16 protein-coding genes and 1 pseudogene are annotated in these 20,805 nt (G+C 60.0%); 8 read left to right on the top strand and 9 right to left on the bottom strand.

From position 1 onward, the window contains the following. Positions 1 to 57: 57 nt before the first annotated feature. From BHD07_RS27280 to BHD07_RS27270, 3 genes are all read left to right on the top strand, one after another. On the top strand, positions 58 to 1,293 hold the full coding sequence (locus tag BHD07_RS27280; protein ID WP_338283868.1) for a glycosyltransferase family 4 protein: 1,236 nt from the start codon (positions 58 to 60) through the stop codon (positions 1,291 to 1,293). Between the two features lie 50 nt (positions 1,294 to 1,343). After that, entirely contained in the window at positions 1,344 to 2,636 is a 1,293-nt protein-coding gene (locus tag BHD07_RS27275) for an O-antigen ligase family protein (protein ID WP_324763821.1), read from the top strand. A 314-nt stretch (positions 2,637 to 2,950) separates the two neighbouring features. Beyond that, on the top strand, positions 2,951 to 4,939 hold the full coding sequence (locus BHD07_RS27270; protein WP_324763822.1) for a GumC family protein: 1,989 nt from the start codon (positions 2,951 to 2,953) through the stop codon (positions 4,937 to 4,939). Between the two features lie 118 nt (positions 4,940 to 5,057). Here BHD07_RS27270 and BHD07_RS27265 read toward each other — a convergent pair. The 6 genes and pseudogenes from BHD07_RS27265 to BHD07_RS32005 all read right to left on the bottom strand — a co-directional run bounded on the left by BHD07_RS27265 (position 5,058) and on the right by BHD07_RS32005 (position 10,581). Next, positions 5,058 to 5,980 (bottom strand): annotated as a pseudogene (locus tag BHD07_RS27265) (IS630 family transposase). A 90-nt stretch (positions 5,981 to 6,070) separates the two neighbouring features. Beyond that, positions 6,071 to 7,519 (bottom strand): thrombospondin type 3 repeat-containing protein, encoded by a 1,449-nt coding sequence (locus BHD07_RS27260; protein ID WP_324763823.1) that lies wholly within the window; start codon positions 7,517 to 7,519, stop codon positions 6,071 to 6,073. Positions 7,520 to 7,559: 40 nt separating this feature from the next. Beyond that, positions 7,560 to 8,498: a sulfotransferase family protein gene (locus tag BHD07_RS27255; RefSeq protein WP_324763824.1), complete on the bottom strand. Its 939-nt coding sequence runs from the start codon at positions 8,496 to 8,498 to the stop codon at positions 7,560 to 7,562. Positions 8,499 to 8,565: 67 nt separating this feature from the next. Further along, positions 8,566 to 9,438, bottom strand: coding sequence for an ATP-binding protein (locus BHD07_RS27250; protein ID WP_164866880.1), 873 nt, complete (start codon positions 9,436 to 9,438; stop codon positions 8,566 to 8,568). A 151-nt stretch (positions 9,439 to 9,589) separates the two neighbouring features. Next, entirely contained in the window at positions 9,590 to 9,979 is a 390-nt protein-coding gene (locus BHD07_RS32010; RefSeq protein WP_379940584.1) for a hypothetical protein, read from the bottom strand. Positions 9,980 to 10,110: 131 nt separating this feature from the next. Next, the gene (locus tag BHD07_RS32005; RefSeq protein ID WP_445190503.1) at positions 10,111 to 10,581 is read right to left on the bottom strand and encodes a hypothetical protein; all 471 of its coding nucleotides are present in this window, start codon (positions 10,579 to 10,581) and stop codon (positions 10,111 to 10,113) included. 21 nt (positions 10,582 to 10,602) lie between these two features. Between BHD07_RS32005 and BHD07_RS27240 the strand changes: the two genes are divergently transcribed. The 5 genes from BHD07_RS27240 to BHD07_RS27220 all read left to right on the top strand — a co-directional run bounded on the left by BHD07_RS27240 (position 10,603) and on the right by BHD07_RS27220 (position 18,013). Further along, the gene (locus BHD07_RS27240; RefSeq protein WP_324763825.1) at positions 10,603 to 11,541 is read left to right on the top strand and encodes a methionyl-tRNA formyltransferase; all 939 of its coding nucleotides are present in this window, start codon (positions 10,603 to 10,605) and stop codon (positions 11,539 to 11,541) included. A 381-nt stretch (positions 11,542 to 11,922) separates the two neighbouring features. Continuing rightward, entirely contained in the window at positions 11,923 to 14,010 is a 2,088-nt protein-coding gene (locus tag BHD07_RS27235; RefSeq protein WP_324764629.1) for a polysaccharide biosynthesis protein, read from the top strand. Between the two features lie 206 nt (positions 14,011 to 14,216). Then, the gene (locus BHD07_RS27230; protein WP_324763826.1) at positions 14,217 to 15,443 is read left to right on the top strand and encodes a glycosyltransferase family 4 protein; all 1,227 of its coding nucleotides are present in this window, start codon (positions 14,217 to 14,219) and stop codon (positions 15,441 to 15,443) included. 64 nt (positions 15,444 to 15,507) lie between these two features. Then, positions 15,508 to 16,590 carry a glycosyltransferase family 4 protein gene (locus BHD07_RS27225; protein WP_324763827.1) on the top strand — a complete coding sequence of 361 codons (1,083 nt, stop codon included), beginning with the start codon at positions 15,508 to 15,510 and terminating at the stop codon, positions 16,588 to 16,590. A 259-nt stretch (positions 16,591 to 16,849) separates the two neighbouring features. Further along, positions 16,850 to 18,013, top strand: a complete 1,164-nt coding sequence (locus BHD07_RS27220) for a calcium-binding protein (protein ID WP_324763828.1) — start codon at positions 16,850 to 16,852, stop codon at positions 18,011 to 18,013. Between the two features lie 88 nt (positions 18,014 to 18,101). Here the strand turns inward: BHD07_RS27220 and BHD07_RS27215 are convergent, their stop codons facing one another. The 3 genes from BHD07_RS27215 to BHD07_RS27205 are packed head-to-tail and all read right to left on the bottom strand — an operon-like array spanning position 18,102 to position 20,766. After that, positions 18,102 to 19,028 (bottom strand): NAD-dependent epimerase/dehydratase family protein, encoded by a 927-nt coding sequence (locus BHD07_RS27215; protein ID WP_324763829.1) that lies wholly within the window; start codon positions 19,026 to 19,028, stop codon positions 18,102 to 18,104. A 5-nt stretch (positions 19,029 to 19,033) separates the two neighbouring features. Then, entirely contained in the window at positions 19,034 to 20,029 is a 996-nt protein-coding gene (locus BHD07_RS27210; protein WP_324763830.1) for an ATP-grasp domain-containing protein, read from the bottom strand. After that, positions 20,026 to 20,766 carry a PHP domain-containing protein gene (locus tag BHD07_RS27205; RefSeq protein ID WP_324763831.1) on the bottom strand — a complete coding sequence of 247 codons (741 nt, stop codon included), beginning with the start codon at positions 20,764 to 20,766 and terminating at the stop codon, positions 20,026 to 20,028. The genes BHD07_RS27210 and BHD07_RS27205 overlap by 4 nt, the downstream gene beginning before the upstream one ends. Between the last annotated feature and the right edge of the window lie 39 nt (positions 20,767 to 20,805).

Here is a 20,805-nt window from a genome sequence, read left to right as displayed (position 1 = left end):
TCCGGCCCGGCGTACCGGGTGATCAAGCCCTTCATCAGCTCCCTGGGATCTAAGGCAATGACGTCTTCTGCAGCAGTTGATCTGAGCCAAGCGGAAACGCCCAGCATAGGCAGCGGCGATCAGGTGGTTGTGTGCCTTCCCTTCATTGGAGATCTTGTCGGCGGGAGTCACATGTCCTCGCTGGGCCTGATACGAAATCTCCCAAGATCGCGTTTCATGCCACTGGTCGTGCTGCACGACACCGATGGACCGGTCGCAGATTTGTTTCGCCGTGAGGGCATCGACTTTGTCGCCGCTCCGGTTCTGAACCGCCTGAAGCGGGCGGCTCCGCGCAACGGCGCCGCAATCGTCAATGTTATGCGCACACTGCCCGCGCTCGTCCGATTCCTGCGAGCGAACAATGCCTCGATCGTACACACGAACGATGGCCGCACACACCTCATCTGGGGTCTCGCTGCGCGCGTCGCAGGGTCGAAGCATCTCTGGCATCATCGCGGCGACGCGACTTCGTTCGGTCTGCGCCGTGTCGCGCCATGGCTTCCCAACCGCCTTGTGGCCGTATCGAAATTCGCATCGCCCCGCCCCGGGCTCTTCTCGGCCGCGGGCAAATGCAGTGTCGTGCACAGCCCCTTCGACGTCACGAAGATGGCCGGATTCGAGCGGAAGCAAGCCCGCGACAATGTGCTGGCCGCGATCGGGTGTACGCCCGAGACGAAGCTTCTCGGCTATGTCGGCACCCTGGTGGAGCGTAAGCGACCGATCCTGTTCGTCGAAGCGGTTGCCGCCCTGAAACGGCTTTCGCCTGAGACCAAGGTTGCGGGTCTGTTTTTCGGCAATGCGCTCAACGGCCTTGACGAGGCCGCGAAAGCGCGTGCCGAGGCGCTTGGAATTGCCGATCGCATACACTTCATGGGTTTCCGTTATCCGGGCGAGCCCTGGATCGCCGGACTGGACGCTTTGCTGGTGACGGCCGTCAACGAACCGCTCGGAAGAACCCTCGTCGAAGCGATGCTTCTCGGCACGGCGGTCGTCGCGGCCGACTCGGGCGGAAATCCGGAAGTGGTCGAAGATGGCCGGACCGGCATGCTCGTGCGCGCCGACGATCCGGATGAATTCGCCAGGGCGTGCCTGAAACTGTTCAGCGATGCGGCGCTTCGCGATCGCATCGTGGAAACGGCGCGCGGCGAAGTACGATCCCGTTTCAGCTTCGAGCGTCACGTACATGCGATTACATCGGTCTATGAAGAGCTGACAGGCATCACCGCCATGCAGCGCTCCGCCAGAGCGGGATGAGGAAGAGTGCGGACGGGACATATCCCGCTCTCGCTAGTTGTGAGGCGATCGTGTCAGAAACCGGTTTTACAGCGGCACATCAATTTCGTTATGCGAGCCAGCCCAGCAGAAAGAACCTTCGCCTTGCGGCGATCGAACGTGCCGTCGTCTATTTGGCCGTTTTCCTGGCGCCGTACGCGACATTCCGGTTTTCCGAACTTTTCTTCACGTTCAGCGATTTCTTCTTTTGCTTGAGCCTGTTCCTTCTTCTGATCACCGGGCGTATCAGGAGCAGACCGCTCGAACAAACGACGTCGATATGGCTTTGCGCTTTCACTCTGTTGTTCATCGGGATCATGCTTGGCAGCCTGTTTCACGGCAGTCCGCAACGCGGGCTGATCGTGATGGGGCAATATCTCTTCGCCTACCTGATCTTGATGGTCATCCTCATTCGTGAGGACCCGAGGGAAGCCTATCGGCTGGCCGCCATCTTTCTGGCCAGCGTCATTCTCATCGATATTCACGGAATCATCACGTTCTATACGGTCGGGTATGTGCCCGGAGAGGGTAAGGGCGTCGTGACCGGCGGGAAGCGCCTCGCTACCGTTTTGCGCAACCCAAACCTTGCCGCGGCGATAAACGCCCTGACGCTGCCGATTCTGCTGTTTTTCTGGTCTTCGGGCCGCCTGAAATCGTACCTCGCTTTGCCCGCTCTCGCGATCGTCATCGTCACGGTCGTCCTGACGAGTTCGAACAGCGGGCTGTTTTCAACGGCGCTTTGCCTTGCCGTCTTCATCGCGATGATTTCGACGCCGCGGCTGCTCTTGCGACTGGCACTTGGAGTGGCCATCGTCGTTGGCGGCGCGGCACTATTCGGCAGTAAGGAGATGCTGCCTAAGACATTCCAGACACGCGTTTTGGGCGCGTTGTCCTCCGGAGACATATCCGAAGCGGGGACGTTCCTCTCCAGAGCCGCGCTGATGGAGGAGGCGATGCATATAATCTCGGAGGATCAGATCCGGCTCGTGGGGCTCGGTGCGGATCAATTCCGTGAGAGAAGCGTTCAAAGCGCCCCGGTTCACAATATCTATCTTCTCCTCTGGGTCGAAGGCGGATTGCTCGCGCTTGTCGGCTGGTTGATGTTTTCGGGCGTCGGCATGCTGCTGGCGCTCGCGATTTTGAAGGTTGGCGGAGACAAACGCGCGCTCGCGGCGGTGGTGACGACAATCCTGGTCTTCTTGGTAATTGCTCTCTTCAATCCGCATATGTATGCGCGATATTGGACCATGCCGATTCTTCTGTGTTTCGGACTGGGCCTTACGCAGCTGAGAGGTGTCGGACCGACCAAGGCTCAAACCCCGTGAACCATGCAAGCGACGTCCCAATCAAACGGCCACCGTCAGCAACTGAGCACATTCAGGTTACGATTTTTACTGGCCGTGCCGCGAAATCCGGGGTATCCTTAAGCTTGTGACGCCCTTCGTTTTTGATCAGGGCGTATCGACATAGTATCTGCGACTTCATCTGCGCCACGGCATGCCCGAGGGCGTTGGTCAAAGACAACGTGCTTGTGCAGCCGAAGTAAATTTTGGCAGCATCGAACTAATTCATTGCGCCTTATTCAATATTTTACTAAAGTAACTGAATATAGAAAATTTTTTGATATTAGCAGGTTTCCATGACGACATTCGTTCCCGATGGCAGCCTATCTGCCCGCGCTCATCACCGAGAAACCATCGAGTTTGCCGCTCAGCAGAGTGGGACTACAGTCGGCCTCTTCGATCTCTGGGCCGTGGTAAAGAGGCGATTCTGGTTTCTTGCGTCAATCATCGTCGGTTGCACCTTGCTGTCTGCAATTGTTTCTTTTTCGCTCCCCAAAACCTATACCGCCAGCTCGGAGGTGGTGCTGGAGCGCAAAGATGTCCGGCCATTTGCCACCGATGCAGCTTTGACGTCCATCGACCGCGACCGCTCGGCCGCGGAAACCGAAATGGACGTGTTGCAGTCGCGGAAGTTCGCCGGCCGCATCGTGGACCGGTTGAACCTCATCGGTGATCCTAGCTTCAATCCATATGCGCCGGGCGGGGACAAGTCGGACGACCAGGGCCTTGTGGACGACATCAAGGAATTCATCGGTATTCGCAGGTCTTCGACTTCCGATCGAGTAGTACCGGATGTGAGGGCGCAACGGGATCACGCGATCTCAGCGCTGCTGTCCCAGTTCGAGGTGAGCCGAACCGGCGAAAGCCTCGCCGTACGGCTTGTCGTAACCAATCAGGATCCGAAACTCGCCCAGCAAATCGCAAACACGATCGCCACCCTCTATGTCGAAGCCTCGCTCGAATTCAAACAGGACGAGCGGGTCGCGGACAAGGAACGCGCGCTTAACACCGGCGGTGCAGTGGCTTTCCTTCGACAGAGCATGACACAGCCGCTTTTGATTACGCTGCGGAACGAAGAGGCCCGGTTGCTGCAGAGCAAGGCCGAACTCGCTGCCAAATACGGCAAGAATCATCCTCAGATGATCGATGCGGATTCGCAGATAGCAGGCATTCGAAGCATGATCGAGGATGAGGTCCAGCGAATCCTGTCCGATCTCGAAGCCGAGTCCCTGAAACCCAGCGCACGAATCGTATCGACAGCGGAACTCCCCAGTTCACCGTCGTTTCCCAAGCCAGGCCTTATCATTCCGGCGGCATTCGCCGGTTCCACGCTGTTGGCCTGCGTGCTCGCGCTCCTGCTGGAAACAACCGACACCCGTGTCCGTAGCGGACAACGCGCCGCGCAACTGCTGCGGATCCCGAATCTTGGCTACATACCGAAGGTCCCGAAGCATCTGACCTCTCCGGGCGCCAAGCGATCCTCTTGCATTCCGGACTGGAGCAATTTCACGTCCGCCGAAGCGGAGCGGGCGGTTTATATGGCCGGTCGCTATTCCGACGCGAAGCAACTGCGCCGCATAGTGATGGTCACCTCCTGCGTCCACGACGTCGCAAACGCGTCGACAGCTTGGGGAATCGCAACAGCCGCAGCAGCGGACGGCCGCCCTACCGCCTTCGTGAATCTCGACTTCAATCGCCACAACGTTCCCTATCTGAAAAGCATGGAACGTTCACCGGAACCGATCGAACGCTATCTCCGAAATCAAGCGGTGATAGGCGAGATCGTCCAGTCCGTTCCGACCTTGCCCGGTTTCGGGTTCATCGACGCGACGCACGTGATGACGGAGCCATTCAGATCGCTGGACTCCGACAAGCTCTGCGAACTCATCATGGATCTTAAGCAAAGCGGATACGACTTCATCGTGCTGCATGCTCCGCCGGTGCTCGCCTCCGGCGATGCAAGTTGGCTGGCGCCCTTTGTCGATGGCGTGATCCTCATAGCCAATTGGGGCAAAACGACTGAAGAGCATCTGCTGGAAGCTGCTACGCAGCTCCGGATGAACCATGCGCATCTGATCGGCACTGTGATCAATCAGGTCAATCCGGAAACCCACAGGCGCCACCGCTATGGGGGTTTCGTCATCACGTCCAAGCGCATCCCGGCCGGCCGCTGGCATCGCGTCCGAGGCAATGGGGCATTCCCCGAACGGGCGGACACGGACGTCAACACGCTTCATGCTCCCGCGGCGAGACCTTCGATCACGCGCCCGTCGAATGTCGCTTAGATCACCATGGGATGAAAGAACTCTTCCCGCGCCGCAAACGCGGCGCTGCTGGATCTTTGGTTCCTGTCACAAGCACAGGATGAGGAGACCTCAGTGTCTGTCAGGCTTATGTTGAAACTTATCCTGCATGCCTGAGATAGGCGGCGCATTCGTGCGGGCTGAAGGCTTTGAGGACTTCGCGGAGGCGTGTTCATGTCGCGTCGACGCTGCACTCGTCGGATTTGCTCAGCAGGGTCTTCAGTTTGGCGAACATCATCTCGATCGGATTGAGATCGGGGCTGTAGGCGGCAGGAAGAACAGATGGGCGCCGGCATCGCGGATGGCGTTGCGCGCAGGCTTGCCCTTATGGCTGCCGAGATTGTCGAGGATGACGATATCGCCGGGATTGAGGGTTGGTGCCAGGCATTGCTCGACCTAGGCGGTGAAGGCAATGCCGTTGATCGGGCCATCGAGCACGAAGGGCGCGACGATGCGGTCGTGGCACATTGATGCCGTCAGGGGGGCGTCCACACATGGCCATGCGGTATTCTAAGCGGCTGGCCGCGCTGACACCAGCCGCGGGTGCGCGTCATGTTGGTTTTGACTCAGGTTTCATCGACGAACACCAGGCGGCGCGGATCAAGTCGATGTTGATCGTCTTCCAGCGGCTTCGGAACCGCGCCACCTTGAGCCTGTCCTGTTCGCTGGCGATCAGCTTTTTTTTAAATGTCTTGCCTTCGCGGCGCAGGAAACGCCAAACGGTGTCATGAGAGACAACGATGCCGGCCGCCTTCAGATCGGCGGCAAGCGCCTGCACCGTCCAATCGGGCTTGGCCGCCAGCCGACGGTGAACCTCATCGGCCGCCGCGCCCCGCAGCATGGGTTTGACATGGCCACCCATCTTGGCCGGCGCCAAACCGCGGCCGGACCGGTCGAGTTGGCCGATCCGCACCGCCGTCGCCGTTGATATTCCAAAGCGCAACGCTGCCGCCCGCACCGTCATGCCTCCTGCCAAGGCGTCGGCGACGCGTGGCGTAAATCAAGAGAAAGAGGTCGCACCATCATTGCTGCCCTCCGCACCAGCAATGATCTTGAATCACAATCGCAACAAAAAGGGAATCCCGGTTCGATTCAGCTTAAGGCTGACCGACTCTAGTCCACGGTATCGCCCGCCATGAAATGGAGAAATGCTTCGAGATTCGTCCATCCGTCGCCATCCAAGTCTTGTCGACTGTCGCTGGCATCTGCCGGGTCGGTACCGTTTTCGACCTCCCAGTCATCCGAGATACCGTCCATGTCGCTGTCCGGATACGGCACCCCGGCATCGAGGTCCGGCCAACCGCCGACGTCCTGCGGATCGTTCACGAGCAATCGCCCGCTGCGGTTCCTGACCGCCTCGGTGATGCGGCGATCGACGGCGTCGCGGCGGGGCTTCGTCGCACCGGCACCCGTCAGGACCTCCTCGTAAGCAATTTCGGGTGCAGAGGCGCGGACCGCGGGTGCATCAAATGCCCAGGCTGAAACGAATCTTCTTTGTTTCTCGGCTAAAACGAGGCTGTCATCCTGACTGGCACCGGTGCGATAGGGTTCGTCGTAATTGTCCTTCAGATAAATCGCGTGCCCGCGTCCGCTTTCTTCGAAGAGATGAACCATATGGTCGTTTCGCAGCTTTTCCCCAGCGATCTTGTAGTTGCCGACCACATTGGCCTGGATCCGCGCCCATTCATCGCCGAAGCTCAGGACATATTGCCACTTCGGCGAGAAAAACACGTTGTTCACGACATCCGCGACGGCGCCGGGAATTTTCATCTTTATCAGCGGATTTCTGAACTGGCCGAAAGCGAAGAGAGAGTGATGCACGGAGACGTTGCCGCCTTTCGTGAACAACATGTTGCGCGCACGCTTGTCTTTCCCGGGGCCGCCACGCAGCAGCGGTTCGCTCGCAATACCCCACTGCCAGGTGAAGTTGCTCGCGTCTTCCGAATCGATCGTCTCGTCTGATCCCCAACTGGCGGAGATATGATCAAGCATAATATCCTTCGCCGAGTTGGAATACATTCCGAGGCCTCCGGAACAGCAAGCCTTCACGGCATGCGGACCGGGGCGAAGACGAATGTGCCTGATGATCACGTCATTGGTCACGATTTCGATTGAAGGGCGTATTTGCGTCTCGCCGTTCCGGATGGCGATCCCGCCGCCCGGTGCCGTCTCTCCGGCAATCGTCAGGAATGGATGTCGAACGACCAGCGATCTTTCGCGAAGAACAATGGTGCCGCCCGTGCGGAAAATACAAATGCGCGGGCCGGATGCCTCGATGCACGCACGCAAGGAGCCCTGCCCCGACTCGTTCGTGTTGACGACATAGATCACCTTGCCCCCCCGCCCTCCAAGAGAGCCGGCGCCGAAGCCTTCGGCCGTGGGAAAGGCACGTTGTCTCCCGTCTGGAAGCTTGGGTGAAAGGGGCTCGGCCAGTGCCGCCTGGGCTAGAGCTTCCCGCGAGAAGGCGACCCATGATCCGCAGACCAACCCCGCCAGCATCAGGCAACGCGCTATTGTGAAACTAAATGCCCTTACGTCATGCGCCTGGTAGATTACCGTCATGCTCTTGCGCCGCCAACCCGCAGAAATATGACACCGACCTTCAACGATAGCCGTAGCGTCGAAGCATCCAGCCGCCCAGCCGCTCGAACGAAACCTGCTGACGGGTCGGCATCCGTGTTCGCCACGTTTCATCCTTGTTGAGCGCGATCGACGCGTTCATGCGCAGCCGATTGCCTGCCACCTGATGTCCCGGCCCCATGGCCTCGCCATTCTGCAGCGATGTACCCACCTGACTGAGGTCAAGCTCGAGGAACGTCCCGATTTGCTGCATAACGGCAACAGGGTCAGACGCGAAATCCTCGTATCTGACACGCATGACCTTTTCAGAGCCCAATTTTCGCGAGAGATATTCGACCGCAAGATTGACCATGCTCCAGCGCAAGGCTGTCCTGAATACTGATTTCGGCTTGATTTCCTTCTGTAAGCCCGATTTGGCATCGCGCTCGTAACCCTTCAGCAACGACCAGGCTACACCGCGCCCGTCACGCACCAGATGAATGACCCGCATGTCGATCCCGGGTATCTGTGCAACGGCCATCGCCCTCCCCGGCAGCTTCGAGGAATCGACGATCACCTGCCGGCCCGAGCATGACTGCATTGCGCTGAACAGGCGCTTCGTATGAAGCATATAAAGAGAAAATTGTTTTCCGAGACCCATGCCGCCGAGCAATCTCGTCATCATCGAAAGCCCTTCGAACTTTTGCTGAAGGGCGCAATACTCCTCCATTAGTCCGGGTTCCTGGCCGGCGGACCACTCCCGGCGGACTGAACTCCAGAAGGAGCAGTCGCGAATTGCATTGCCGCACGCACAATATTCGTTGTGACGCCAGACGTGACGTGTGAGCGACGTTATCTCTCCGGCCCCCACCACAGCAGCATGCTGTCCCAGCGCAATGTCGAGTATGGTCGACCCGCTGCGTCCGTAACCTGCGATATAAGCGATGCGAACTGGTTGCGAGGGCATCATGAAGCCTTCCATTCTCTAGAAGTTTGATCTCCGCTTCGGGAGACCGCGACGTTCCATTCCGGCCGTGTATGGCTCCGCCTCACGATGCCCGGAAATCCAGCAGAAGCTTTTCGATCTCCGATCCGCCCCCGACGCGTTCCAGCGCGGCGAAAGAACCATCCTCCTTGAGCTCGAACAAGGTTCCGGCGTTTTCCTGCGCGCGGTTCGTTCGGGTCACCACGACCAGGGCGCCCGGACCGCGGAGATAGGAGTGGATGTTTTCGATTGCTGTCCGGATCTGATCCAGCGAGAAGTAGTTCGTATTCAAAATGTTTGCGGCTCTCACGAGATCGAACCGACCGGCAAGGTGCTGCGACCGGCTCATAATATCGTCTTCGACGAAATTTATTTTGCCGTTCTCGGGCAATGATCGCGTGATCATTTGCACCTGCCTGCTCTTGCCTTCCCGTACGCGGTCGCGAAGGCGCGGTTGCAAGAGGACGCGCGCCAACAGGAGCGGGGCAAATGCCAGCGTCACGTAGTCAAGCCTTCTGATCCAGGGCCGAACAGCGACGCCGCGCAGATCATATTGTAGCGGCCAGCCTTCCGGGTCGCAAAAGACCGTGATTCCGGGAGAAAATTCGACGATGTGGGCCTCTACGAATAGATCGGTCGCTGTAATGTGGACCGCGGCGCCGCAACTTTCGAGAAATTTTGACAGTTCCACCGTCGTCAGTCCGGTGGAGACACCCACATCCAGGATGTCGTGGAGGAAAGTAGCGCGCTCGGCGATGAACGGACGGAACGCGACCTCCAGCTCCCGAAATCGGGACGGCTGAGTCAGTTTGAAGGTGCCATTACGCATCTTCAACCGGGCGAAAAAAGCTGACTCCGAGACCAGATCGAACGTGTTGGAACTCAATGAATAAAATTTTTTGGCACTTACGGTCATGGCGTGACAATCCGTATCCATTCAACCAAAAGCGAATATTTTTCTCGGAACTTGAAATACCGTTCCGTCGCAGGGCGGGTGTCGCCCTCTTAAAAAATTTGCCACGACGTGGCGTCTTCTTATGCGTTTTTAATATTCAAAAACTTATCTAATGACTGGCGGCGTTATCCGCTCAGCCAAGACGTATCATAATTTCCGAGGCGCAGCAATTTGCAACGTTAGCTGGTGGTGCCGATTTATTCGGCCGCCATTCAGGCCGCAGACGCCGGAGCATTCTGTGCACCGCATGTTTCCGATCTCGGTCCTGACGGCCCATGCCGCCGGGCCGTTTATCTGCGCCGGAAAACCGGGCTGCGCTTTTCCTTAAATCCGGCGCTTCCGCCCCGTCTTCCGTCGCGAAACAGATCGTCTGCAGATCCCGTTCGTATTCAATCGCCTTTTCGAGTGGCATCGAGACCGCGGCCTTCAGATTCGCCTTGGCCGTCGCGGTGCCGCGATACAATGACACTGCGATGGCCCGTGCCCGCGCCATCAGCTCCCCTTGCGGGACCACTTCACTCACCAGCCCCCATGCGAGACCCTTTTTGCGCTGACGAGATCCCCGTCAGAAGCATGAGAGCAGCATTCGAAGCCCTGATCGAATGCGTCAGATGTGCCGCCATGCCGCCGCCCCCTATCCAGCCGAGCTTGATCTCAGGCGCGGCAAACTGTGAGTTCCGAAACGACGCGAATGTCGCAAGACATCGCAGTTTCCAGGCCGCCGCTGCTGCTGCGAGACAAGGTGACGGCTTCGTCCCATGTAACGGGCGCGGAGCAACTCAGCAAAATCCGGCCGATTTGCCGAGACTTGCGTCGCCGCATCGAGAGGCAAAGCCCAATGCTTGCCTGCAAAGCGGTACCTATCGAAGGTGGGGCCGATACAGTTCCTTGCGATTCTGCAAGCACCTCGGGCGAGAAGATTGCGTCGAGGGGCTGCAGGCAGCCGGCATCGAACGCCTCCTCGCCGACACCGAAACTCCCCAAACTGTTGCAAATGCACGGGTTCACGACGAAAGTGCTTTTCCCGGAACGACTCTGGACTTCCCCGTAGCAATTGTGTTCGATGGGGCGATATTGATCTTGCATTTCTTTGAAGTCCCCCTCGCGGGCAGTCAGTGATTTCACATTCAGCTTTATGGTGTGACCATGCGAATCGTATTCATCGGCGCCGTCGAGAGTTCCAAGATTGCTTTGGAAGCGCTGATAAGGGCAAAGCGCACACCGGTGCTCGTAATAACGCTGCCGCCCGAAGCGGCGGGGCGCCATTCCGATTTTGTGGACCTCAGGGAGATCGGGCGGGCGGCCGGAAGCGCGATCCATTACACGACAGACATAAATTCCCAGGCGACGCTGGAGGCCGTTGCAGCGGCCGCCCCGGATCTCTCGCTCGTTATCGGCTGGTCGCAGGTCTGCCGGCGCCCGTTCAGGGATGTGGCGCGCGCGGGCACCGTCGGTTTTCACCCGGCAGCCTTGCCGCGTCTGCGGGGCCGCGGCGTCATCCCTTGGACCATCCTCCGGGGTGAGGAACGAACGGGCTCGACCCTTTTCTGGCTGGACGACGGCATCGACTCGGGACCGATCCTGTTACAGCGGCAATTTCCCGTCGCCCCGGACGAAACAGCGCGCAGTCTTTATACAAGGCACACCGAAAACCTGGCTGAGATGGTCGTCGTGGCGGCGGCACAGGTGGAAGCGGGAAACGCGGCCCGGATCGGGCAGAACGAAGCGGAGGCAAGCTATTGCGCGAAGCGCACCGCGGAGGACGGCCGGATCGATTGGCATGACCCGGCCGCATCCATCTTGCGGCTGATCCGCGCGGTCGGAGATCCCTATCCGGGCGCCTTTACATTCTACAAAGGCCAGAAAATACGCATCGATACGGCAACCCCGGTCGAGAACTCCAGGCAATATATCGGCCTGAGGGGGCAGATTCAGGCGCATACGGAGCGAGGGTTCATCGTGCTTTGCGGCGACGGGGAATGCATCGAGGTGCACGCATGGAAATGGATCTCGGACAGGCGGCCCCCGGTTCACGGCAAGCTCGGTGGGTCGGAGCCGGTCCAGGCTTCTGGGCAAAATACATAAGAACAGTAGAAAACTATAATTGGGCCAATACTGGAAAACTGTTTACAACCCATTAAAGACGTGCTTTTTTATTACGGTATTCGAATATGCCAAGGAATTTTGCGTTGCGGTTGGAATGATCGCGAACGCCTATTTTTGTTGAATTCATTTTATCTAGCCTTTCGAGCTGGTCGAACAGACACACAACAGACGCACTGTTCTTAGCCACCATAAGAGCTTTGGGGGTCGTGCGTTCGTCGTTCGGCGGAGCTGTAGGGCTTATAAGTATTGGAAGGGGCCGTCATGCAGCGTATACACGCCGCCGCGAAGGCAGTTCGTAATCATTTCCTGACGTTACCGACTATTTTGGGAAGAGAGGGGGGCAGCAGAGCACCGGCCAGAATATTCTGGGCGATCTGCGGAGCCGCCCTCGATATCGGCTTCAGGCGGATAAGGGGAGCGGTCCGCAGCGTTCAAAAATATCCTGCCCTCTATCTCACCGACCTGGCATCGGTCGGCGTCGCGCTCGCGATGGCATTATTGCTGCGCTACGGCGTCGGAGAGCTTTCCGCACGACCGGAGACCGCCTCGGTGCTGTTCTGGTCCGGTGCGCAATACCTCGCTATATGCGCACTCGTTTTCCCCCTCTCGGGCCTTTACAGCCGTAACTGGAAATATGGCTCCATTTCCGACCTCTTCATCATTTTGCGGGCGGTGTTGCTGACCTCCCTGCTGCTCGTCACGCTGCTGTTTTTCTCCACCAGGCTCACCGACATCCCGCGCACCGTCGTTCCGATGCAGTCTCTCCTGCTCATCGCCTTCCTGGCAGCAGCAAGGTTGAGCTTCCGCGCCGAGGAACTCGCGCTGAGGCGGCCCGGGCGCAGCAAGGACGCGCAGGACGACAACCGAATTCCGCTGCTGCTTATCGGTGCGAGCGATGCCGCCGACCTTTATCTTCGCGCTCTCGCACGCGATCCCAACGCGACTTATACGCCCGTCGCATGCCTCGACAGAAGCGAGGATCAGATCGGCATGAGCCTGCGCGGCGTGCCGATCGCCGGCCGTATCCAGGACTTCGAAGGGGTGGTTGCGGAGTTGCAGCAACAGGGCAAGCAACCCCGTCATATCGTCTTCACCGAGGCCCCTGCGGCCTTTGGAGAGGAGGCCTCCGACGGCCTGCTGCGATCCGCCGAAAGGCTGGGCATCGCCGTCTCGCGCCTGTCGCAGATGACGGAGCTGAAGCGGGCCAAGGGCGACAACCCCTACGAGCTGCGCTCGATCGAACTGACCGACCTCCTGGAGCGGCCGCAGGCAGCGCTCGACCGGGAGGCGATCGGTCGCCTCGTTCGCGGGCGCCGGATACTCATCACCGGGGCCGGCGGCTCGATCGGCAGCGAGTTGACGACCCAGGTCGCCGCCTGCGATCCGGCGGAGATCGTCCTGATCGACAACACGGAATACAATCTCTACGCAATCGACATGACGCTCACGGAAAGCTTCCCCCAAGTGCCGCGGTGGAGCTATCTTTGCAGCGTCCGCCGCAGCCAGCGGGTCGAGGAGATATTCGAGCGGCACCGGCCTGAACTCGTCTTTCATGCCGCGGCTCTGAAACACGTGCCCATGGTGCAGATGAATCCTTGCGAGGGCGTGCTCACCAATGTCGTCGGCACCATGAATGTCGCCAACGCCGCCAAGAAATATGGCACGCTCGCGATGGTCCAGGTGTCGACCGACAAGGTCGTCAATTCGACGAGCGTCATGGGCGCGACGAAGCGTCTTGCCGAACTCTACTGCCAGGCGCTCGACCTGAACGGCATCGAAACGGGTCTCGGCCCGCGCTTCATGACGGTCCGCTTCGGCAACGTGCTGGGTTCCAGCGGTTCGCTGATCCCGCTCTTCAAGCGTCAATTGGCCCGGGGCGGCCCGCTGACCGTGACCGATGCGAATATGACGCGGTTCTTCATGACGATCCGCGAAGCGGTTGAACTCACCCTGCAGGCTTCCGCCTATGGCTTTGAAAAGCAGCTGGGCCAGGGCGAAATCTTCGTGCTGGACATGGGCGAGCCGATCAAGATCATCGATATCGCCCGCCGGATGATCCGGCTTGCCGGCTTCACGCCGGACCAGGAGATCGAAATCAAGATCATCGGCTGCCGGCCGGGTGAAAAGCTCTTCGAGGAGCTTTTCGACGAGACCGACAAGCGCATAAGCTCGCCGGTGCCGGGCGTCCTTGGAGCGGTGCCTGAACCCATTCCGCTGCCGACGCTGAGGGACGCGTTCGCGCGCCTGCAGCGCTATTCGGAACGTGGCAACGAGGCCAGCGTCGTGGCGGTCATGCGCGAATTGCTGCCGCGATATGAGCACGAGGCGGATTTAAAAACGGCGGCGGCGAGCACACGCACGCCGTTGCGGCCGAAGAGCCGGATCAGGGCCAAGGCAGCGAAATCACCACGCGGCTACGGCGCGGAGGTCCGCCTGCCCGGAAGGTGACGACGGCGTACACGATCGGTGCGGATACATCGGGACGGCATTGCGGCCGCCTGCGAAAGTCCGCCGATCGGAAGCCGTGTCGCGCGCCGATCTTGCAGCAGACCAGTCGGCGCACCCCGCGCGGCACGCGTGTACGGCCGACGCAGTTGGAAGTTGAACGTTGAATACCACCGCTCGACGGTGGAGCCGATCCCGGGAGACGAGCAGTGGATCTTGTTGAAAAGGTTTCTCGAACCGAAGCCGAGAACTTTACGGACCGTTCGGCAAAACACGACGGAGTGGCGCGCCCGTTGCGGCAGAAGCGCGTTGTTGCCGTCGTCGCCAGCCTGACAGCCTCTCTCGTAATCTTTCGGCTCGAGCTGCTGAAGCGATTGGTCGCCGCCGGGCACGATGTCATAGCCTTCGCACCCGAACACGACCCCCGGGTCGAGCAGGAGCTTGCGCGCATCGGCGTGCGCTTCATCCAGATCCCCATGGCGCGCACCGGGCTCAACCCGCTGGAGGACCTGCGGACCTTCTGGACGCTGCGGCGCCACTTCGCCCGCCTGCAGCCCGACATCGTCCTTCCCTATACCATGAAGCCGATCATCTACGCCGGGATCGCGGCCAGGACGCTCGGGATAAAGGAGCGCTGCTTCCTCGTCACGGGGCTCGGCCATATATTCTCGGAAGCCGCCGGTGCTTCGCTCAAGGCGCGGGCAATACGACACCTGTGTGTCCGGCTATACCGTTCGGCGCTGCGGGGTGCCCGCGTCGTCTTCGTTTACAACGACGCGGACGACGACGACATTCGCCGCTACCGAATGTTGCAGGGCGGCCTCTCGCCGACGATGATCTCCGGATCGGGCGTCGATCTCGACCATTTCGAATTCTCGAAGCCGCCTCGGGGCGGGCCAACTTTCCTGATGGTCGCCCGGCTGCTGCGCGACAAGGGCGTCGTCGAATATGTCGAAGCCGCACGGATCGTGCGCCGTTCTTTCCCGCATGCCAGATTTCAGCTGCTCGGCCATTTCGACAGCAACCCGACGGCGATTTCGCGCGAGGAAATCGATGGCTGGGTACGCGAGGGAATACTCGACTACCTCGGCACGACAGTGGACGTGCGGCCCTATCTCGCGGCGTCCAACGTTTTCGTCCTGCCTTCCTATTACCGTGAAGGAATTCCGCGGAGCATTCTCGAGGCCCTGGCGACGGGACGCCCGGTAATCACGACGGATCTGCCGGGCTGCCGAGACACCGTGCAGCCGGGAACCAACGGGATGGTCGTAAAGGCGCGCGACGTCGCAGCGCTCGCCGACGCCATGGCCGCTTTTGCGCGGGACCCGGACCTGGCGGAGAAAATGGGAAAGCGGTCGCGAGAGCTCGCGGAATCCAAGTTTGACGTCCACATGATCAACAGGATGCTGTTTGCCGGCATGCACCTGGCCGACTGAGGGATTTCATGGTGCTGCAGATCAGCCATGTAGAACGTCGCCGCGACAGACATGGGGCACCGCGATGATAATGCATGTCATCACCAATTTCACCGCGAGTGCCGGAGCCGAAACGATGCTGGCACGGCTGCTGCACGGAGCGACGGACGAGCGCATCGTCGTGGTTTCTCTCATCGGCGTTTCCGAGCGCAACCGTCGCCTCGCCGACAATCCGAGGGTCGCTTATGTCTCGCTAGGCGCCGCTTCGCTCGCGGCGCTTCCGGGCGCGATCCTGCGGCTTGCCCGGCTGATCCGGAAGGAGCAGCCCGACGTGATCCTCTGCTGGATGTACCACGCGATGGTCGCCGGCACCCTGGCGGCAGGCATGGCTCGGCATGGAGCGCCGGTCTTCTGGAACGTGCGCCAGTCGCTGGACGATCCCGCTTCCCTTACGCGCAGTTCCCGCGTCGCGATTGCGGCCGCGAAACTGTTGTCGCACCGGCCGAGCGGCATCATCTACAACAGCGCCCGCGCGCTCGAACTGCATCGCGCCTACGGCTACGCAAATCGGAACGCGATCGTCATTCCCAACGGCTTCGACCTTCCGCAAGTCGCGGCTCCCGAACCGCGAACGGCCCGGCGGATCGGTATAGTGGGTCGCTTCCACCCGCAGAAAGATCACGGAACCTTCTTCAAGGCGGCCGCTCAGGTGGTGAAGACCCACCCGCAGGCAGTCTTCTCCGCGGCCGGCAATGGCCTGGTCCGCGACAACCCGGCCGTCGTCGAGCTGATGGCACAAGCCGGTCTTCCGGCCCACGCCGTCGATCTCCGGGGGGAGATCGGCGACATGCCTGCATTCTATCAAAGCATCGATCTTTTGGTCCTCTCCTCGCGGACCGAAGGCTTCCCGAACGTCATCGCGGAGGCGATGAGCTTCGGCAAGCCCATCGTCACGACGGATGTCGGTGACGCGGCCGCGATCGCCGGAAAGGCCGGTATCGCAGTACCGGCGCGCGACCCGCAAGCGCTTGCCGGTGCGATGCGTGCCTTTCTCGACCTGCCGGAGGCGGAGTATGCGCGTTATGCGCGCGCGGCGCGCGAACGCATCGAAAGTGAGTATGCGATTGCTGCGGTGACCGCAAAATATTCAGATTTTCTGGCGGCTTGAATACAAGAAAATACATATGACTATCCCGTTTAATTATGGCCCAACATCGTTTTTCCAGTGAGGTTCATACAAGAGAATTTCATCAAATCTTTCAGTGCAGTTGAAAGTAATTGATGATTTCTAGGAAAAATAGTATTAATATATTTTTATTGGAAGCGTAAATAATTCCTGATGGCGGCAAGAGACTATAGGATAAGTATCACTTTGCGACCTATTCTCAATTTACCCGCCCTCCGGCCCAAAGCTAGAGGAAATTAAAATGATTCTGAAGGGAACCAATCTTTCCGACACGATCCGCGGCGCTCTGAGCGACGATGAGCTTTGGGGCTACGCGGGCGACGATTATCTCGATGGCGTCGAGGGCAATGACAAGCTTTTTGGCGGCGATGGCAACGACTTCATCGTCGGCGGACCCGGCGACGACTATGCCGAAGGCGGCGTGGGTAACGACCGGATCGACGGCGGCCTTGGCCACGACACGCTAAAGGGCGGATTGGGGAACGACATCTTAGATGGCGGCGATGGCAGCGACATCCTCGATGGCGGCGACGGCCATGACCAAATCCTGGGCGGCCGGGGCCACGACAAGATTTTCGGCGGCGCAGGAGAAGATTATATCGACGCAGGCGATGGCGATGACATCATCTATGCTGGTTCGGGAGACGACGGCTTCAACAATCGGGTAAATCCCGCGACCGGACAGGTCACGCAGCAGGCCGTTGCCGGCGGCGCCGGCCACGACAGGATATATGGCGAAGAGGGCAACGACGCTCTCAAGGGCCAATCCGGCAACGATTGGGTCTATGGCGGCATCGGCAATGACATCGTCGATGGCGGAGACGGGAACAACTATCTCGACGGCGGCGACGGTCATGACGTGCTGGACTCCGAGGGCGGCATCGACGAGGCCCACGGGGGCAGCGGCAATGACAAGATCTTCGTCGGCGCCGGCGACGATCGGGTCTTCGGGGATGACGGCGACGACATGCTGTACGGCGAAACCGGCAACGATTCCTTGAGCGGCGGCAACAACTACGACCGCATTTTCGGCGGCGACGGCAACGATACCCTGCGCGGCGACGCCGGCCAGGACGTCCTCGTTGGCGAGGCGGGAACCGATATTCTATGGGGCGGAGCCGACGCCGATCGTTTCGTCTTCAAAGGCGCCCCAGCGCTCAGCGGCCAGGATACCGTCATGGATTTCCAGGATGGTGTCGATTTCCTCGTGATAGAGAAGCTCGGGATCAAGCAATACTCCAGCTCAGGCGCTGCAGGCACCGTCTACGCCTATGATGGCACCGGAGGCGACGTGCTGGTAAAAGGCTACGACTCCTCCGGCAAAGCCTTCTCCATTCTGCTGGACGATCCCAACGGCACCCTTAGCGCCGCGAACTTTTCGAGCAGCGATTTCCTTTTCGCCTGATCGGTGAAGGAAGGGTCGGAGCTGCGCCGCGCGTATGGACACGCGGCGCAGCGCTTCAACCAATTGCCTGTTCGAAGCCTCTAAGCGTTCACGCTCCCGTCCTGAAATCCGTCAGGCCGGTCATCGATTTCCATGCTTCGATCCCCTCACGGAAGGAGAGCGGCGCATAGTTCAGTTCGTTTGCGGCCTTGGAAACATTGAGGGCCCTGAAGCCGCGCGGCGCCGCATCGGTGCTGCCGCCCTCGACGGCAATGAGCTGCCGTTCTGCTCCGACGGCATCGGCGACGATCTGGGCGGCCTCCAGTGAAGTAGAAGCACGCCCGCTCCCCGCATTGAAGACGCCGCCTTCGGCTCTCTCCGCAGCCTCGAGCGCCAACGTCACGACGTCGTCGACATAAACGAGGTCGACGCTGTACTGGCCCCCGTCCTGAATGACCAGGGAGCGCCCGTTTCCGAGCGTCCGCACGAAGACAGGCACCATGCCGGTGTCATGCATGCCGGGACCGTAAACCGATGCGAGGCGGAGCACCGTCACCGGCATGGCATTGGATTTGCCGAGGGCGAGCAGGCAGATTTCGGCGGCGAGCTTGCTCGCCAGATAATAGCTCGCGCGGTGCACGGGAAAGGCCGGGCTCGCTTCCGAAGCGAGGCCCGCGCCAGGAGCATAGACCTGCGCCGATCCGAACAGAACAAATCGCTTCACGCCTTGCGATGCCGCTTGCATGCCGACCTGGATGGTTCCGGTCGTGTTGATCTCGAAACATCTGGCGGCCTGACGCGCATCGCTGAGATCGGCGGGAATGTAGGCGGCAAGATGAAGGACCGCATCGGTTCGACCGAGCGGCGGGAGGGGATCGCCAACCGACCATCTCTCGATCCGGAGGCCCGAGCCCATTCCGGCTGCCACCCGCTCCGGATCGCGCGCAAGTGCGGTGACCTCGTAGCCCCTGGATAGGGCTCGATCGATCAACCTGGCACCGATGAACCCGGTCGCGCCGGTAACTGCCAGCCGCATTTCCCCTACACCGTTTCGTCGAGCTTCGCAGAAGAAGCAGTGACCAGATCGCCGGGTCTCACTACGGTTTCAGACCAGTGCCGCAATATCGTCACCGGCGTGATCTGCGGCTGCTCGATCGGCTCGTCGAAGAGGAGATGGCGGATGCACATTTCCACCTCGTTGAAGCCCGCATGAATCCTGACCGCCGTCGTTCCGGAGAACCGCGCATTGATCTCGAAGATGCGGGGAACACCGTCGTCCAAACGAAACTGGAAATTCGCCGGGCCATAGGCGCCGAGGGCATCGGCAGCTTCTGCCATGGCCTTGTTCAGCGCCGGGAAAGGCTCGGCAAATGCCCTGTAGGTGTTGCCGTCCCGAAGGTCCCTGCGCATGACGATCGTCGCACGGCATTTCCCGTCGAAAGTCAGCGTCCCGGCGGTGTACTCGCTCGTTTCGGAGCCGACATGTTTCTGGATCACGATGCCTGGCTGCTCCTCGATTGCGCGCGCCAGTTGCTCCCGATTGCGCACGACACTAAAGCCGATCGAACGGGCGCCAACTCTCGGCTTGACGACGAGCGGAAATCCGCATTCCTCGATCAGCGTGTCTTCGTCGCCCGGCAGACAGGAGGGAACATATCCCAGGCCCCGTTCGCGAAAGAACTCGGAGGTCAGCCATTTGTCGTTGGCAATCGACACCACCCGCGGCGAACTGATGATCACTTTGGTTCCGTAGGTTCTCTCGATCGCCTCCCTGTTCGCCGCGAGGATCGGAAGTTCCACATCGGTTCCCGGAATGAGGATGTCGGGCCGTTCGGCACCCAGGAGTTCGCCAAGCCGGTCCAGATAGGAAGGGTCCCTGGCCATCGGCACGAGATAGGCGGCATCCCCCCAGTAAAGCCCGGCCGAGAGCGGACTTGGGTCTCCCACGATTACCCTCGCGTTCAACGTCGAGCGCCGCAGGGCGCGAATGATGCCTTGCCCGAGCAGGGCGCCTGCCCCTGTGATAAAGACCTTCATGACCGCCCTGCTCCCAATTCGATTAACTGATCTCTGCAATGGCCCAGTTCGTCCAACCGGTGTGCATCGGAACCGATCGAAACGAATGGATTGACGTCCTCGCACAGAGCCAGAAACGCCGGCATGTCGACGAGGTAGGAGGAGTTGATCTCGATCGCGATCCGCCGTTCGAGGGTCGCTCTCATCAAGTCCCTGAAATAGGTTTCCGGAAAACGCCCGTGCCGCCTCAGGCTCATGCCGCCCGGATGGGCCAGGATGTCGATGGGCGCGTTCCTGACCATTCCCATCGACAGGCGGAACTCGATCTCGGCCGTCTCTTCATAGGAAAGCTGCTTGAAATCCAGATAGCCGCCGCGGCCGTCCGGGAGCCGGTGAACGACGCCGAGAACGATATCGCATTGATCCAGCACGTCCTGCGATACATCCAGCCTGCCGTCTTCAGCCATGGCCTTCGTCTCGCAGCCGACATAGACGCTCATATGGCCGAAACCCCGTGCAACGGAGAGAATCTCGTCCCTGAATTCCGGAAACCACGACGTGTCCTCGCGCACATGCTCGGTGAACGCCAGCGCGGCGAGACCGCGTTCATTGGCCGCTTGAAGGATTTCAAGCGCCGTCGCCTGCCCGTCGGTCCAACTCGTATGGACCTGGAACTCCACGTTCAGTTGCTCTCGGCTGAGATCCCGATACCGGCAGAACGCAGGGCTGCCAGCACAGATCTTGTCCTGTCCATTCATGCGTCACTCGTCCCTTTGACAACGCTACGGCGGACATCT

The sequence above is a fragment of the Sinorhizobium sp. KGO-5 genome (genome assembly GCF_036245905.1).
Lineage (GTDB): Bacteria > Pseudomonadota > Alphaproteobacteria > Rhizobiales > Rhizobiaceae > Sinorhizobium > Sinorhizobium meliloti_A.
This window is presented reverse-complemented; position numbering and strand designations above follow the sequence as displayed.